This window comes from Chromobacterium sp. CCUG 30098 (assembly GCF_059916605.1).
The window spans coordinates 1-15,490 of sequence record NZ_JAUCGS010000014.1 but is presented as its reverse complement, the minus strand read 5'-3'; the positions used below and the strand labels follow the sequence as shown (position 1 = coordinate 15,490).

At 66.1% G+C, this 15,490-nt stretch carries 11 protein-coding genes and 1 pseudogene; 6 read left to right on the top strand and 6 right to left on the bottom strand.

From position 1 onward, the window contains the following. The first annotated feature begins 262 nt into the window (after positions 1–262). Positions 263–1,444: an NAD(P)H-dependent flavin oxidoreductase gene (locus QUG03_RS21440; RefSeq protein ID WP_500820948.1), complete on the top strand. Its 1,182-nt coding sequence runs from the start codon at positions 263–265 to the stop codon at positions 1,442–1,444. A 92-nt stretch (positions 1,445–1,536) separates the two neighbouring features. Here QUG03_RS21440 and QUG03_RS21435 read toward each other — a convergent pair whose 3' ends face one another. The 4 genes and pseudogenes from QUG03_RS21435 to QUG03_RS21420 all read right to left on the bottom strand — a co-directional run. Continuing rightward, positions 1,537–2,331, bottom strand: coding sequence for a MetQ/NlpA family ABC transporter substrate-binding protein (locus tag QUG03_RS21435; protein ID WP_227106625.1), 795 nt, complete (start codon positions 2,329–2,331; stop codon positions 1,537–1,539). Between the two features lie 218 nt (positions 2,332–2,549). Beyond that, positions 2,550–3,227, bottom strand: coding sequence for a methionine ABC transporter permease (locus QUG03_RS21430; protein ID WP_235084762.1), 678 nt, complete (start codon positions 3,225–3,227; stop codon positions 2,550–2,552). Beyond that, positions 3,227–3,460: an NIL domain-containing protein gene (locus QUG03_RS21425; protein WP_449727710.1), complete on the bottom strand. Its 234-nt coding sequence runs from the start codon at positions 3,458–3,460 to the stop codon at positions 3,227–3,229. Before QUG03_RS21425 ends, QUG03_RS21430 begins: the two co-directional genes overlap by 1 nt. A gap of 45 nt (positions 3,461–3,505) precedes the next feature. Next, positions 3,506–4,237: pseudogene (locus tag QUG03_RS21420) on the bottom strand (methionine ABC transporter ATP-binding protein); the annotation flags it as partial. 218 nt (positions 4,238–4,455) lie between these two features. Here QUG03_RS21420 and QUG03_RS21415 point away from each other — a divergent pair. After that, a complete protein-coding gene (locus QUG03_RS21415; RefSeq protein ID WP_500820947.1) occupies positions 4,456–5,811 on the top strand; it encodes an aldehyde dehydrogenase family protein in 1,356 nt (451 codons plus the stop codon). A 23-nt stretch (positions 5,812–5,834) separates the two neighbouring features. Here the strand turns inward: QUG03_RS21415 and QUG03_RS21410 are convergent, their stop codons facing one another. Then, positions 5,835–8,141 (bottom strand): type I restriction-modification system subunit M, encoded by a 2,307-nt coding sequence (locus tag QUG03_RS21410; RefSeq protein WP_500820946.1) that lies wholly within the window; start codon positions 8,139–8,141, stop codon positions 5,835–5,837. A 180-nt stretch (positions 8,142–8,321) separates the two neighbouring features. Here QUG03_RS21410 and QUG03_RS21405 point away from each other — a divergent pair, with 180 nt between their 5' ends. Together QUG03_RS21405 and QUG03_RS21400 are read left to right on the top strand one after the other, a co-directional pair. Beyond that, positions 8,322–9,965, top strand: coding sequence for a methyl-accepting chemotaxis protein (locus QUG03_RS21405; protein WP_227106619.1), 1,644 nt, complete (start codon positions 8,322–8,324; stop codon positions 9,963–9,965). 549 nt (positions 9,966–10,514) lie between these two features. Next, positions 10,515–12,152: an APC family permease gene (locus QUG03_RS21400; protein WP_500820945.1), complete on the top strand. Its 1,638-nt coding sequence runs from the start codon at positions 10,515–10,517 to the stop codon at positions 12,150–12,152. Between the two features lie 61 nt (positions 12,153–12,213). On the opposite strand, the gene cynR is transcribed toward QUG03_RS21400, so the two are convergent. Continuing rightward, complete coding sequence (cynR, locus tag QUG03_RS21395) at positions 12,214–13,116, bottom strand: transcriptional regulator CynR (protein ID WP_235084776.1); 903 nt, start codon at positions 13,114–13,116, stop codon at positions 12,214–12,216. 109 nt (positions 13,117–13,225) lie between these two features. Between cynR and QUG03_RS21390 the strand changes: the two genes are divergently transcribed. Together QUG03_RS21390 and cynS are read left to right on the top strand one after the other, a co-directional pair. Beyond that, entirely contained in the window at positions 13,226–13,861 is a 636-nt protein-coding gene (locus QUG03_RS21390; protein WP_107801599.1) for a carbonic anhydrase, read from the top strand. 39 nt (positions 13,862–13,900) lie between these two features. Beyond that, positions 13,901–14,371: a cyanase gene (gene cynS / locus QUG03_RS21385; RefSeq protein WP_107797958.1), complete on the top strand. Its 471-nt coding sequence runs from the start codon at positions 13,901–13,903 to the stop codon at positions 14,369–14,371. Positions 14,372–15,490: the final 1,119 nt, after the last annotated feature.

Below are 15,490 nucleotides of genomic sequence, written 5' to 3'. Positions count from 1 at the left end.
TATGCAATCCATTTTTCGTCAAAATGTAATGACAAGGCCATAATCAGAAAATCAAAAACAAATGACTTAGAAATATCCTTACTGAAATCAAAAGCTTGCACTCTCTTATGCTAAGCATAAAAATACTCAAGTCTTTGAAGCGTCAATAGTTTTTCCGAGTTAAAAAGCGAGCCATCCTTAGTTTTTTGCTCTAGAGCAAAGACTCTTAAGGCCGCCATGCCTAAGATCGCCTTTTATTCATCCGCCCCGGCATCGTTGCTAAATGACCACAAATTTCCCGCTCTACGCTCCCTTGCAGATAGGACAACGCGTCCTGCTTCCCATCGTGCAGGGCGGCATGGGCATAGGCGTCTCAGCCAAAAGCCTGGCCGGCCATGTCGCGCGCGAAGGTGCGCTGGGCACGGTCGCCAGCGTCGACCTGCGTCATCTGCACGCCGATCTGCTCGAGCAGTCGCAATACGCGCGCGGCCAGGCCGAGCTGGACCGCCTCAACCTGATCGCGCTGGATCGCGAAGTGAAGGGCGCGCTGTGCTACGCCCAGGGCCGCGGCATGGTGGCGGTCAATGTGATGAAGGCCGTGGCCTCCTATCCGGACTATGTCCGCCAGGCTTGCGAATCCGGCGCCGACGCGGTGGTGATGGGCGCCGGCCTGCCGCTGGATCTGCCGGACATGACCGCGGGCTTTCCCAAGGTGGCCCTGATTCCCATCCTGTCCGAGGCGCGCGGCATCGGCATCGTGCTCAAGCGCTGGATGAAAAAGGGACGGCTGCCGGACGCCATCGTGATCGAGCATCCCAAGCACGCCGGCGGCCACCTGGGCGCGGCCAGCCTCGCCGAACTGGACGCCGAGCGCTTCAGCTTCCAGAAAGTGCTGGAAGACACCCGCCAGCTGTTCAAAAGCCTGCAACTGGAGAGCGAGCGGATTCCGCTGATCGTCGCCGGCGGCGTCAACAGCTTCGAAAAGATGAAGGCCTGCATCCAGGACTTCGGCGCGTCCGCGGTGCAGATAGGCACCGCCTTCGCCGTCACCCGCGAGGGCGACGCGCACGACAACTTCAAGCGCACGCTGGCCGAGGCCAAGCCGGAAGACATCGCGGAATTCATGAGCGTGGCCGGCCTGCCGGCGCGCGGCGTGCTGACGCCCTTCCTGAAAAGCTATCTGAAGCGCGAGGCCAAGCTGCAGGCCAACGCCAAGGCCGATCCGGCGCGCTGCACCCAAAGCCTCAACTGCCTGAGCGCCTGCGGCCTGCGCGACGGCGTGGCCAAGATGGGTCAGTTCTGCATCGACCTCAAACTGGCGGCCGCTTTCCGCGGCGAAGTGGGCAAGGGCCTGTTCTTCCGCGGCGCCGATCCGCTGCCCTTCGGCAGTTCGATGCGCAGCGTCAGCGAAACCATCCGCTACTTCCTGACCGGGGAGAAGCCGGCCGATCTCGCCGCGTCATGAGCCGGCGCGGAAGACGCCGACAAGACAAAGCCCCGCTCTGCGGGGCTTTGTCGTTCAAACCCAGGCATGCCGGGCGCCTCCTAAAAAGAGGCTCAGAAAGCGGGGATCACCGCGCCCTGATACTTGCTCTCGATGAACTTGCGCGCTTCCGGGCTGGCCAGCGCGGCGGCCAGCTTCTTCACGCCGACGCTGTCCTTGTTGTCGGCGCGCGCCACCAGCAGGTTGGCGTACGGCGAGGTGGTCTCGATGAACAGCGCGTCGCGCTTGGGATTGAGCTTGGCTTCCAAGGCGTAGTTGGCGTTGATCAGCGCCAGATCCACCTGCGGCAGCACGCGCGGCAGCGTGGCGGCTTCCAGTTCCTTGATCTTCACCTGCTTGGCGTTGGCCACGATGTCCTTCACCGTCGGATACAGATTGTTGCGGTCTTTCAGCTTGATCACGCCGCCCTGGTCCAGCAGCAGCAAGGCGCGGCCGGCGTTGGTCGGATCGTTGGGAATGGCCACGGTCGCGCCCTTGGGCAGGTCCGCCACTTTCTTGAACTTGCTGGAATAAGCGCCGAACGGCTCGATGTGCACCGGCTTGCTGGCCACGACCAGCTTGGTGCCGCGGTCCTTGTTGAACTTGTCCAGATAGGGGATGTGCTGGAAGAAGTTGGCGTCCAGACGCTTCTCGGACACTTGCAGATTGGGCTGCACGTAGTCGTTGAACACCTTCACCTCCAGCTTGACCCCCTGCTTGGCCAGGGTGGGCTTCAAGGCTTCCAGGATTTCCGCGTGCGGCACCGGAGACGCGGCCACAGTGACGGTCACCGGATCGGCGGCCAGCGCCTGCGCGCCCCACAGCGCGGCGACAGCGGTAAAGGCGAAGCGAGCGATATTCTTTTTCATGATGCGATTTCCTCTATTCAACACAATGTTGGGTTCAAATCTCTTGGGTTTCCGATGCGGCCGCAGCGCCGGGCGCTCAGAGCCAACTCACGATCTCGCGAGCTCAGGCGAGACAAGGCGTTGCGGCTGAGAAAGCGGAATGTACACACGGTACATGAGCATTTCGAAGACGATTTCAACGCCGTATCGCCGACGCGCAGCAGATCGTGAACAGGTTCTCAGCCGCGTTGACAGCGCAGCACCAGCCGGTCGCCAAAACTCTGGATCAACTGCACCAGCAACAGCAGCAATACCACGGTCACCACCATCACCTCGGTCTGGAAGCGCTGGTAGCCGTAGCGCACCGCCAAGTCTCCCAGGCCGCCGCCGCCGATGACGCCGGACATCGCGGTGTAGGACACCAGCGCCACCGTGGTCACCGTCGCCGCGCCCACCAGGCCGGGCAAGGCCTCGGGCAGCAAGACATGGCGCACGATCTGCCACAGGCTGGCGCCCATGGATTGGCTGGCTTCTATCACTCCGCGGTCCACTTCGCGCAGCACGTTTTCCACCAGCCGCGCGAAGAAGGGCGAAGCGCCGGCCACCAGCGGCGGAATCGCGCCGGCCACGCCGATCGAGGTGCCCACCAGCTTCAAGGTCAGCGGGATCATCACGATCAGCAGAATCACAAAGGGCAAGGAGCGGAACACATTGACCAGGAAGGACAGCGTCGCGTACAGGCGCGGCCGCGACAGCAATTGCCCCGGCGAGCTGACGTACAGCACCACGCCCAGCGGCAGGCCGAACAGCACGGTGAACAGCAGCGAGGCGCCCAGCATGGTCAAGGTGTCCAGCGTGGCCTGGCCTATCTCCAGCCAGTCCATGCTCAATAATTGGGCCCAGTCGAAACCTTCCATCACAGCACCTCGCAACGCACGCCCAGACGGGCGAATAACTCGGGCAGGCTCTCCAGCGGGGCCTCCGATTCGATCACGCCGGCCACCAATTGGCCGAACGGCGTGCCCTTGATCTCGGACAGCGTGCCGCTGACCAGATTGAAGCGAGCGCCCGCCTGCTTGCCCACCACGTCCAGCACCGGCTGCAAGGTGGGATCGCCGACGAAGGTCAGCTTGATCAGCGGCGCGCCCACGCGCTGCTGCCAAGTCTGGCGCGCCTCTTCTTGATACAGCCCGGTTTCCGCCAGCAGGCCGCGGGTCACCTCGTGCTGCGGATGCAGGAACACGTCCAGCACCGGCCCCTGCTCCACCACGCGGCCGTGCTCCAGTACCGCCACCTGATCGCACAGCTGGCGGATCACGCGCATTTCATGGGTGATCAGCACAATGGTCAGCCCCAGCTGACGGTTGATGTCCGCCAGCAAGGTCAGAATGGAATCCGTGGTTTCCGGATCCAGCGCCGAGGTCGCCTCGTCGCACAGCAATAATTCCGGGTGATTGGCCAGCGCGCGGGCGATGCCGACGCGCTGCTTCTGGCCGCCGGACAGCTGCGCCGGGTATTTGTCGCGGTGGCCAGCCAGGCCCACCAAGGCCAGCAGTTCTTCAACGCGGGCGTCCATCTCGGCCGCGGACGCGCCGCCGGCCAGCTCCAGCGGAAAGCGCACATTGGCGGCCACGGTGCGCGACTTCAGCAAATTGAAATGCTGAAACACCATGCCGATGCGCTGACGGCGCAATTGCAATTGCCGGCCGTCCAGCGCGGTCAGATCGGTGTCGCCCAGGCGCACCGCGCCGCGGTCCGGACATTCCAGCAGGTTCAGGCAGCGCACTAGGGTGCTCTTGCCCGCGCCGGAGCGGCCGATGATGCCGAACACCTCGCCCTTGGCCACGCGCAGGCTGACATTGTCCAGCGCCGGCACGTCGCGGCCGTCCACCCGGTAATGCTTGTATAAGTTCTCTATTTCAATCATGCCTTGCCTCTGAATCCCGCCGTCCGTCAACGCCACTGCCTGGCGATTGCGAATCAGTCTATAAGCAAGTCACATAAAACCTAAAGAACTATAAATTTAATCATTTATTCAAATTAGAAATATAAGGAGAAATCGCCGCGGAATTGACCCCGCTCACCCCCGTCCCCGGGGATTTTTGCTACATTGTGTCTTTGCTTGCCAACCGAATACAGCACGTCATGACCGCCTTTACCAGCTGCAACCCCGCCACAGGAGAAGTTGTCTACACCCGCGCCGCCTGGCCGGAACCCCAACTGCCCGCCGCCCTGGCGCAGCTGCGCCAGGCCCAGCGCCATTGGCGCGAGCTGAGCGTGGCCGAGCGCGCCGCGCAACTGCTGCGTCTGGCCGACCAATTGCAGGCCCATCGCGAAGAACTGGCCGGCCTGGTCACGCTGGAAGTGGGCAAGCGCACCGCGGAATGTCTGGCGGAAATAGACAAATCCGCCCAGCTGATCCGCTACTACGCCCAACTGGCGCCGGAACTGCTGGCCTCGCTGGAGATTCCCACCCAGGCCAGCCGCAGCGGCGTGGCCTTCGAACCGCTGGGCACGGTGCTGGCGGTGATGCCGTGGAATTATCCGATCTGGCAGGTGCTGCGCTTCGCGGTGCCGGCGCTGATGGCCGGCAACGCCTGCCTGGTCAAGCCGGCGCCTTCGGTGCCGCAATCCACCCAAGGCCTGCTGGAGCTGGCGCGCGCCGCCGGCCTGGCGGTGCTGGACGTGGCCTGGATCGACCATGATCAAGTGGAAGAAGCCGTCCGCCAGTGCGACGCGGTGGCCTTCACCGGCTCCACCCAGACCGGGCGCGCCATCGCGGCGCTGGCCGGCCGCCATCTGAAAAAGACCGTGCTGGAGTTGGGCGGCAGCAATCCCTTCATCGTGCTGGCCGACGCCGATGTCGCCGCCGCGGCCCAGGACGCCGCCAACTCCCGTTTCCGCGACGCCGGCCAGAGCTGCAACGCCGCCAAGCGCATGATCGTGGCGCCGGAAATCGCCGACGCCTTCATCGAGGCCTTCTGCGCCGAAGCCGCCAAGCTGCGCGCCGGCGATCCGCGCCACCCGGCCACCACCTTGTCGCCGCTGACCCGCGCCGACCTGCGCGAAGCGCTGCACGCCCAGGTGCTGGACGCCGTCGCCCACGGCGCGGAACTGCGGCTGGGCGGGCAGATGCCGGCCAGCCCCGGCTTCTTCTATCCGGCCACCGTGCTGGACCGGGTCAATCCCGACTGTCGCGTCTACCACGAGGAAGTGTTCGGCCCGGTGGCCAGCATTTTGCGCGCGCGCGACGAGGCCGACGCGCTGCGGCTGGCCAACGACACCCCCTTCGGCCTGGGCGCCAGCATTTACAGCGCGGACAAGGAACGCGCCTGGACGCTGGCGCGGCAGATCGAAGCCGGCAGCGTCTTCATCAACCGCCACACCAGCTCGGACCTGCGCCTGCCTTTCGGCGGCGTCAAATCCTCGGGCTATGGCCGCGAGCTGTCCGAGTTCGGCCTGTACGAGTTCGTCAACGTCAAGACCTACTGGCAGAAATAAGCCCGCCGGCGGCCGACCGGCCCTCAGTCTTCCGCCGGAAAACGCGCCACCAAGGCGTCGCGACGCGCCTGCCATTGCAGCAGGCGCTGTTGCAGGGCGAGCAAGGCTTCATCCTGGCGCGCCCATTCCTCCACCAGCTTGCGTTGCTCGCTCATCGGCGGCACGGGCAGCGGCATTTCCGCCAGCGCCTCGAAGCCGAACTCGACGCCTTCCACCGCCGCGCCCAGCCGCTCCAGGCAAAAGCGCCAGCCTTCCGACTGCCGGTAGCACTCCAGGAAAGCCGGCGAGATCCGCGCCTCGTCCAGCGCGAAAGCCTGCTGGTCCGCCGCGGCCAGCGCCGGGGCCTCTCCGACATGCCGCGCCAGCGCGCCCTGATACAAGCGCGCCGGATCATAGGCGAAAGCGTTGGGCGGCAAGGCCGTGCCCAGGCCCGCGCCGGCCCGGCGCCAGCTGCCGCCCACGGTGGCCTCCAATAATTCGCCCTCGGCGGCGGCGGCCAGCGGCGCGGCCAGTTCGCCCAGCTTGCACACCTCCCAGTTGCCGGGAATCACCCCCAGCGCGCTGGGTTTGAACGATTGATGCGGGCTCCACTTGCCCATGCGCCGGGTGCCGTAGCCGCGATTGAGCAAGGCCTGGATGCGACTGGGGCGCAGCTTGCGCTCGGCCGCGTATTGGCTGGACAGCAATTCCAGCTTTTCGTCCGTCAAGGCCAGGCAGCCCTCCAGCTCGCCCTCCTCCGCCCGCCAGCCCTCTTCTTCGCTGAAGAAGGCCGCCAGCCGCGCGTCCAGCGCCTGCTCCTGCTCCGTCAAGGCGGCCAGCTCGGTGGCCAGCGCCTCCGCGTCCACCACCTCGGCCGCCTCGTCCTGGGCGAAGTAGCGCTGCACGTTCAGATTGCCCCGGTGGCCTTGCTTGATCTCGCGCAGCCCCACCAGGCGCAGATAGTCCGGCTCTTCCGTTTCCTCGTCCACCGCGGCGCGGTAAGCGCGCAGGATATGTTCGATGTCCTCCTGCCGCAGCGTGTTTTGCACCCGGCCGCGGCCGTACTCCTTGCTGGCGTCGACGATGATCACCTTGTTGCGCAGGCCCGCCGGCTTGTTCTTGTTCAACACCACCACGCAGGTGGGCATGCCCGAGCCGTAGAACAGCGCCGGCGGCAAGGCGATCACCGCCTCGATGCGGTCGCCGGACTGGCCCTGGCTGCCAAACAGCAGGCCGTTGCGGATGCGGCCCTCGTCGCCGTCGCGGAACAACACGTCGTGCGGCATCACCAGCGCGGCGCGGCCGTCCTCCTTCAGCGTGGCCAGCACATGCTGGACGAAGGCGTAATCGCCGAAACTGCGCGGCGGAATGCCATAGCCGAAGCGCTGGTGCTCATCCACCAGCTTCTTGTAATTGGGTTCGGCCGGACGCTTGCGGCGACGCTTCTTGCCGTCGGCGGGCGGCGGTTCCACCACCTCGGCCTCCAGCGGCGTCCACCAGTTTTTCACCGTGAACGGCAGCTGCGCCACGATGCGGTCGAAGCGAGGCAGCCAGCCTTCCGGGCTCAGATGCCTGGGCTCCACCAAGGTGTCCCCCAGTTCCAGACTCATGTCCACGCCGTGGAAATAAGCGCACAGCTTGGCCATCGCCCAGGTGGCCGGCAGCTTTTCCTGGCCGAACAGCGCCGCACCGCCGTCCGGCTGCCCGCCCAGCATGCGCCAGGCGTCCAGCAAGGTGCCGGCCGCGCCGCAGCTGGGATCGTACAGGCTGTGGCCCGGCAGCGGCTCCGCCAGCCGCAGCAGCAACTGGCTGACCGGTCCCGGCGTGGAAAAGGCCCCGCCGCGCTTGCCGGACTCCGCCGCGTAGCGGCGCACCAGCCCTTCGCAGACCTCGCCCAGCCGGGACGGCGCCTCCAGATCAGCGTCGCCCAGCTTCAGCGCGCCGATATGGTTCATCAAGGGATGCAGCACCTCGTCGCTCAAGCGCTTGTGGCCCTGGTATTGCGCCACGCTGAGCACCCCGGCCAGCGCCGGTTGATGCTCCTCGACGGCGGCCACCGCCTTGTCCAGCGCCTCGCCTATGCCCTTCTTGCGCTCCTGCAGGCCGGGCCAGCGCGCCGTCTGCGGATAGATCCCGTATTGCTCCTGCACCACGCCGTCGGCGCGCTTGCGGCTCATGCCCTCGGCCGCCACCAAGGCCTGTACCCGCTCCACGAACACATCGTGCAGGCGCTTGAGCACAAACAGGCCGAACACGTGATTCTTGTAGTCGTACAGGTCCACTTGCTCGCGCAGCAGTTCCGTGGACGCCCACAGCGCCTGTTCCAACTGGTCCGGGGATAGCAAAGTCATAAGCCGACAACCAAATTAAATGACAAACCCGGCCATTTTAGCCGCATCGCCGGCCAGCGTCGGCAAAGAATGGTCGCGCCGAGACGCTTCATGACAAGACAATTCATCTCCATGTCATCCTCCCGTCATCCCGCGCGCCTAGACTGCGGCACTTCCCGCATCGCAACGTACGACACCATCATGACATTGGCCAAACGTCTGTGGCTGACCATCCTCGTCACTCTCGCCAGCCTGGCGCTGGCCCTCATCCTCACCGGACAACAGTTGAGCGGCCTGACCCGCGCGGTGGACCGCCACAGCGCGCGTCAACAATTAAGCGCCGGCCTGTACCAACTCAAGGCCGGCGTGCTGCAGCTGTCGCGGCTGGACCCGCTGCTGCCGGACAGCCCGGCGCGGCTGCGGGAAACCAGCCTGACCGTCGCGCGGCTGACCGGCGAGATCGCCGCCGGCCTTCCCGCCAATGAAGCCGCCGCCTTCCGTCAGGCCGTGGGCCGGCTGTGGCAGGATTACGAGCGCAATCTGAGCAGCGCGCTGGCCATCGCCGAGACCGCGCCGCAGGACGCGCTGTCCATACCGGAACAGGCTTGGCAGCAAAGCTTGCAGCCGCTGGCGGCCCTGCTGGACCGCCAGCAGGCGCAGGAGCAAAACCGGCTGGCCCAGGAAACCGCGCAACTGCAGGACACGCTGCAGGGCCTGGCCTGGCTAACCCTGGGGCCGCTGGCGCTGGCCAGCCTGGTGGTGACGGCGATGCAGCTGACGCTGGCGCGGCGGCTGAAACGGCAGTTGCAAGCGATGGCCGCCTCCGCCGACGCGCTGGGGGAAGGCAATCTGGCGATGCGGCTGCCGGCCCAGGGCCGCGACGAGCTGGCCGCCACCGCCGGCCGCCTGAATCAGTTCCTGAACAAGCTGAGCGATTTGCTGCGCAGGGTGGAGGCCGACGCCCGCCGCAGCGGCGCCGATTGCCAACGGCTGCAATTGCTGACCTTGCAAGCGGCCGACGCCAGCCGCCAGCAAAGCGCCAAGGCCAAGCTGAGCAACGAGGCCGCCCACGCGGTGGCCGACAGCGCCCAGATCGTGGCCGGCCATCTGCAACAGGCGGACGCCCATACCCGGCAGGCGGCGGACGATACCGGACGCGCGCGCGAACTGGGCCGGCTCAACGCCGAGACGATGCGGACGCTGGCCGACAATATGGGCTGCGCGCAGACGGAAATGCGCCAGCTCCAGCACAGCCTGGACGACATCGCCGGCGTCAGCGGCCTGATCCGCGACGTGGCCGAACAGACCAATCTGCTGGCGCTCAACGCCGCGATCGAAGCCGCGCGCGCCGGCGAAAGCGGCCGCGGCTTCGCCGTGGTGGCCGACGAGGTGCGCAAATTGTCGGAGCGCACCCGCGCCGCCACCGGCAGCATCTTCGACGCGCTGGGCCGGGTGGAAGGCGCCACCGGCTCGCTGCACGCCGCGCTGGAGCAAGCCGGCGGCGCCTGCGCCGACAAGCTGGATTCGCAGCAGGCGCTGGATCAGGCGCTGCTGCAAGTGGACGCCGGGCTGGAGCGCTTGAACCGCTTGATGGCCGACATCCGCGAACACAGCGCCGCCCAGGCCCGCGCCGGCGGCGACATCCGCCAGCACGGCCACGAGGTCGCGCATCTGGCCGCCTCCATCGATCAACAGATGCAGCAAGCCGCGCCGGTGATGCAGCACTTGGCCGCCGCGGCCCAGGACTTGAACCAGACCCTGAGCTGGTTCCGCATCGACGCGCCGGACCCCGCCCCCTCCCCCGCCGCGGCGCCGGATTGGCCGCTGCGGCAGCAGCCGGCCTAACCGCCGCGCCGGCGGCAATTAGGCAGGAAATTGCCGCCGGATCAAACATAGAGCATTTATTCAACACAAACGCTTGCCATTGGCCTAAGCGCGCAATAGATCGCCCTTTGACTCGCCATTTTCAATCTTTTGTCATGTTTGAAATAAGCTAGCGAGTACATTTCGTTACATACTGTAATGAAAAGCAAAGGTAGATTAGCCCCCTCTTATAAAAGAGCACATCAGACCGGGCCCACCCGGCACCCGGGACAAGCTCGCCGACGCCCTCCGCGCCAGCGTCTCCAGCGCACCGACACCGCCCCGCTCCGCCCCCGTCCGCACAAGGACGGCGGAGCCGCCGCGCCGTGGCCGGAACTTGTCCCCATCGCTTGCCCGCCGCGTCCGGAGCTGACTCCGCCGGACCGTCGGGTTTTCAGAAGCTGTTTACGATCTCGCGAGCCAGGGCGGGACAGGGCGAAAGCGGCTTCAGCATTCTGAAGCGGTACTCGCCGTGTGACGCCTCACGACGCGCAGCGGATCGTCAGCAGGTTCTTTTGACAGGAGATACCTTTGACACAGCAACACTCCCGCCATATCGGCCCCATCGCCCTGATGCTGACCGGTCTGGGCTCCATCATCGGTTCCGGCTGGCTGTTCGGCGCCGCCCACGCCGCCCAGATCGCCGGCCCGGCCGCCATCGTCGCCTGGATAGTCGGCATGGTGATCATTCTCTCCATCGCGCTGAGCTACGCGGAACTGGGCGCCATGTTCCCGGAAAGCGGCGGCATGGTGCGTTACGCCCGTTACTCCCACGGCTCCCTGCTCGGCTTCATCGCCGGCTGGGCCAACTGGATCGCCATTGTCTCGGTGATCCCGATCGAGGCCGAGGCCTCGGTGCAATACATGAGCTCCTGGCCGTATCCCTGGGCCCAGCAGCTGTTCTCCAACGGCGAACTGACCCCGCCCGGCCTGATGCTGTCCGCGCTGCTGGTCATCGTCTACTTCATGCTCAACTACTGGGGCGTGCGCCTGTTCGCCAAGGCCAATAGCGCCATCACCATCTTCAAGGTGATCGTGCCGGCGCTGACCGTGGGCGCGCTGATCTACAGCGGCTTCCATCCCGGCAATCTGGGCGGGAACACCCCGGGCGGCTTCGCGCCCTTTGGCTGGGCCAGCGTGATGACGGCGGTGGCCACCAGCGGCATCGTGTTCAGCTTCAACGGCTTCCAAAGCCCGATCAACCTGGCCGGCGAGGCCCGCAACCCGGGCAAGAGCGTGCCCTTCGGCGTGGTGGGCTCCATCCTGCTGGCGGCGGTGATCTATGTGGCGCTGCAAGTGGCCTTCATCGGCGCGCTGTCGCCGGCGGACCTGGCCCACGGCTGGCAGGGCCTGAACTTCAGCTCCCCCTTCGCCCAACTGGCGATGGCGCTGGGCCTGAACTGGCTGATGCTGCTGCTGTACTTCGACGCCTTCGTCAGCCCCAGCGGCACCGGCGCCACCTATATGGCCACCACCTCGCGCATGATCTACGGCATGCAGCGCAACGGCACCATGCCGGAGATCTTCGGCCGCATCCACCCGCTGTACCAGATCCCGCGCCCGGCGATGTGGTTCAACCTGGCGATCTCCTTCGTGTTCCTGTTCTTCTTCCGCGGCTGGGGCACGCTGGCGGCGGTGATCTCGGTGGCCACGGTGATTTCCTACCTGACCGGCCCCATCAGCGTGGCCTCGCTGCGCCGCTGCGCGTCCGACCTGCCGCGCCCGCTGCGCCTGGCCGGCCTCGGCGTGATCGCGCCCTTCGCCTTCGTCTGCGCGTCCCTGGTGCTGTACTGGGCGCGCTGGCCGCTGACCGGCGAGATCATCTTCCTGATCGTGGCCGCCTTGCCGGTGTACTTCTGGTATCAGGCCCGCGCCGGCTGGCCGGAATTCAGCCGCGAGCTGAAAGGCGCGCTGTGGATGGTGCTCTACCTGCCGACGATGGCCCTCATGTCCTATATCGGCAGCCGGGACTTCGGCGGCATCGGCCTCTTGCCCTACGGCCCCGACATGGCGGTGGTGGCGGTGATCTCGCTGGGCTTCTACTACTGGGGCGTCAACAGCGGCTGGCGCACCCGCTATCTGGACGCCGAGCACGACGCCGGCGCGGTGGCCGATATGGCGGCCGCCGAGAGCGCGCCGCGCGGCAAGCTGGCCGGCCAGCAAGCCTAAATCCTACCGGGGGCCGCTCCGTCGGCCCCGCAGCGGGCGGCCTCGCGCCGCCCGCGCCGTCTTATTCCCTATCGTCCTCCGCTCCCAACTCCTTCCCCAAGGCATCCAGCAAAGGCATCAGCGCACGCGCCGCGGCGCTGCGATATGCGTCTTTGCGCGTCAGCGCCGCCGCCGTGCGCGCCGGCAAGGGCGTGCTCAAGCCCACCGCGCTCAGCGCCGGATGCTGTCGCGTGATCGCTCGCGGCAAAATGGTGGCGCAATCGCCGTGGCGGACGATTTCCATCACCGCGCTGATGCTGTTGGCCTGGACCGCGATCCGCGGCTTCAGACCCAGCGCCAGGAAGTAACGATCGATATGGCCGCGGGTGGCGAAATCCGCGCTCAACAGCGCCAAGGGCGCCTGCGCCAGCGCTTCCGCGCCTATCGCCCCCGCCCGACGCCATGGATGGCCGTCACCCACCACCACGGCCAGGGTTTCCCGGAACAAGGGCCGCGCGTCTATCTCCGCCGAGCGCGCCTGATCGAAAGCGATCCCGACATCGATCTCGTCCTCCAGCAAGGCCCGTTCAATCGCGTCCAGCGTCGCCTCGCGCACGCATAGCTCTATGCCCGGATAGAGCCGGCGCAGCCGCGCCGCCAGCGGCCCCAGCAGATAACTGGCGAAGGTCGGCGTCATCGCCAGCCGCAAGCTGCCGCGCGACAGATCGCCCACGTCCCGGGTGGCCCGCTGCGCCGCCTCCAGCTCGCGCAGCGCGCGGCGCGCGTATTCCAGATAGGCGGCCCCGGCGTCGGTGGGCCGCACCGTCCGCCCGCTGCGGTCCAGCAACTGCGCGCCCACCGTCTCTTCCAATTGCTTGATCTGCTGCGACAGCGTGGGCTGCGACACATGCAGCGCCTCCGCCGCCCGGGTGAAATTGCCGTGTTCGGCCACCGCTTGCAGATAACGGATATGTCGAAGAATCATGCGTCCAAACTATAGGAAATAATTATGGAAATCATTCTATATCGGTCTTGGACCCTATGATGAAAAAGCTTCATCCTTGGCGCATCCCTTCCCCGCCAAGGAGCAAGCCATGCAAGCCCTCATCGACGGTTTTCTGAAATTCCAACAGGAAGCCTACCCCCAGCGTTCGGCGCTGTTTCGCCAACTGGCCGACAGCCAGGCCCCCGGCGCGCTGTTCATCACCTGCTCGGACAGCCGCGTGGTGCCGGAGCTGCTGACTCAGCAAGAGCCCGGCGAGCTGTTCGTGATCCGCAACGCCGGCAACATCGTCCCCAGCTACGGGCCGGAACCGGGCGGCGTCACCGCCTCCGTGGAGTACGCGGTGGCGGCGCTGGGCGTCGCCGACATCGTGGTCTGCGGCCATTCCGACTGCGGCGCGATGACGGCGATCGCCAACGGCCGCTGCCTGGACCATCTGCCAGCGGTGGCCGGCTGGCTGCGCCACGCCGACTCCGCCAAAGTGGTGAACGCGGCGCGCCATCACGACGACGCCCGCCAGCGGCTGGACGACATGGTCAAGGAAAACGTCGTCGCCCAGCTGGCCAACCTCAAGACCCATCCCTCGGTGGCGCTGGCGATGCGCCAGGGCCGGCTGACCCTGCACGGCTGGGTCTACGACATTGAAACCGGCGCCGTCCTGGCCCTGGACCACGCCAGCCAGCGCTTCGTTTCCCTGGCGGATTTTCCGCTGACCCGCGCCGCCTGAAACCGGCGCCTCCCGCAAACCTGAAGAAAGGACCACACCATGCAACACGCCAATATCCACCAAGACCCCCGCCTGGAATTGACCGCCCGCGCCCTGGCCGCCAAGGCCTTGAAAGACCTGAGCTGGGAGCAGTTGGCCGCCGGCACCGGCCTCAGTCTGGCCTATGTCACCGCCGCCGTGCTGGGCCAGCACGCGCTGTCCAAGCTTGCGGCGGAGCTGGTCTGCGAACGGCTGGGCCTGAACGCCGCGGACGCTCTGCAGCTGCAAACCATTCCGCTGCGCGGCAGCATTCCCGGCGGCATCCCCACCGACCCCACCATTTACCGCTTCTATGAAATGATCCAGATCTACGGCACCACGTTGAAGGCTTTGGTGCACGAGAAGTTTGGCGACGGCATCATCAGCGCCATCAACTTCAAGCTGGACATCCGCAAAGTGGAAGACCCGGACGGCGGCGAGCGCGCAGTGATCACCCTGGACGGCAAGTTCCTGCCCAATAAGCCCTATTAAGCAACCGTTCACGCCCGCAAGGGCGTGAACACGTTCTGACGGCTTCCCCCTACCCAACGCGGCCTCAACCGTAGGGTGGGTGGAGCGCAGCGATACCCACGCGGAAACGGATTCAACGCCACAGGCTGCCGGACAGCCGCCTGTTTGGTGGGTATCGCCTGACGGCTCCACCCACCCTACCCAAACGCGGCCCCAAACACGGCTCCAACCGTAGGGTGGGAGGAGCGCAGCGATACCCACGCGGAAACGGATTCAACGCCGCAGGCCGCCGGACAGCCGCCTGTTTGGTGGGTATCGCCTGACGGCTCCACCCACCCTACCCAAACACGGTCCCAACCGTAGGGAGGGAGGAGCGCAGCGATACCCACGCGGAAACGGTTCGACGCGATAGGCTGCCGGACAGCCGCCGATTTGGTGGGTATCGCCTAACGGCTCCACCCATCCTACCCAAGCGCGGCCCCAACGCGGCCCCAACCGTAGGGTGGGGGCGCGCAGCGATACCCGCGCGGAAACGGTTCGACGCGATAGGCTGCCGGACAGCCGCCGATTTGGTGGGTATCGCCTGAGGGCTCCACCCACCCTACCCAAATGCGGCCCCAACGCGGCCCCAATCGTAGGGTGGGAGGAGCGTAGCGATACCCACGCGGAAACGGATTCAACGCCGCAGGCTGCCGGACAGCCGCCTGTTTGGTGGGTATCGCCTGACGGCTCCACCCACCCTACCCAAATGCGGTCCCAAACACGGCTCCAACCGTAGGGTGGGAGGAGCGCAGCGATACCCACGCGGAAACGGACTCAACGCCACAGGCCGCCGGACAGCCGCCTGTTTGGTGGGTATCGCCTGACGGCTCCACCCACCCTACCCAAACGCGGCCCCAAACACGGCCTCAACCGTAGGGTGGGAGGAGCGCAGCGATACCCACGCGGAAACGGATTCAACGCCACAGGCTGCCGGATAGCCGGCTACGGCGTTTCCCACGCGGCGCGTTGGCGTTGGACGGCGTCAGGGTCCGGTATCGGCGCGCCCACCAGCGCCAGACGCGCGGTAGTTACGTTGCGGAAGCCCGCCAAGAGATAACATCGCTGCGCGCAGAGATCGCGGCTGCTCCATTTCCCGGA

What these genes read in the sequence shown, in the direction of transcription:
- QUG03_RS21390 (WP_107801599.1), top strand. Translation starts at nt 13,226, where the DNA reads ATGCAAGCCCTCATCGACGGTTTTCTGAAATTCCAACAGGAAGCCTAC.
- QUG03_RS21440 (WP_500820948.1), top strand. Translation starts at nt 263, where the DNA reads ATGACCACAAATTTCCCGCTCTACGCTCCCTTGCAGATAGGACAACGC.
- QUG03_RS21405 (WP_227106619.1), top strand. Translation starts at nt 8,322, where the DNA reads ATGACATTGGCCAAACGTCTGTGGCTGACCATCCTCGTCACTCTCGCC.
- QUG03_RS21410 (WP_500820946.1), bottom strand. Translation starts at nt 8,141, where the DNA reads ATGACTTTGCTATCCCCGGACCAGTTGGAACAGGCGCTGTGGGCGTCC.
- QUG03_RS21415 (WP_500820947.1), top strand. Translation starts at nt 4,456, where the DNA reads ATGACCGCCTTTACCAGCTGCAACCCCGCCACAGGAGAAGTTGTCTAC.
- cynR (WP_235084776.1), bottom strand. Translation starts at nt 13,116, where the DNA reads ATGATTCTTCGACATATCCGTTATCTGCAAGCGGTGGCCGAACACGGC.
- cynS (WP_107797958.1), top strand. Translation starts at nt 13,901, where the DNA reads ATGCAACACGCCAATATCCACCAAGACCCCCGCCTGGAATTGACCGCC.
- QUG03_RS21430 (WP_235084762.1), bottom strand. Translation starts at nt 3,227, where the DNA reads ATGGAAGGTTTCGACTGGGCCCAATTATTGAGCATGGACTGGCTGGAG.
- QUG03_RS21435 (WP_227106625.1), bottom strand. Translation starts at nt 2,331, where the DNA reads ATGAAAAAGAATATCGCTCGCTTCGCCTTTACCGCTGTCGCCGCGCTG.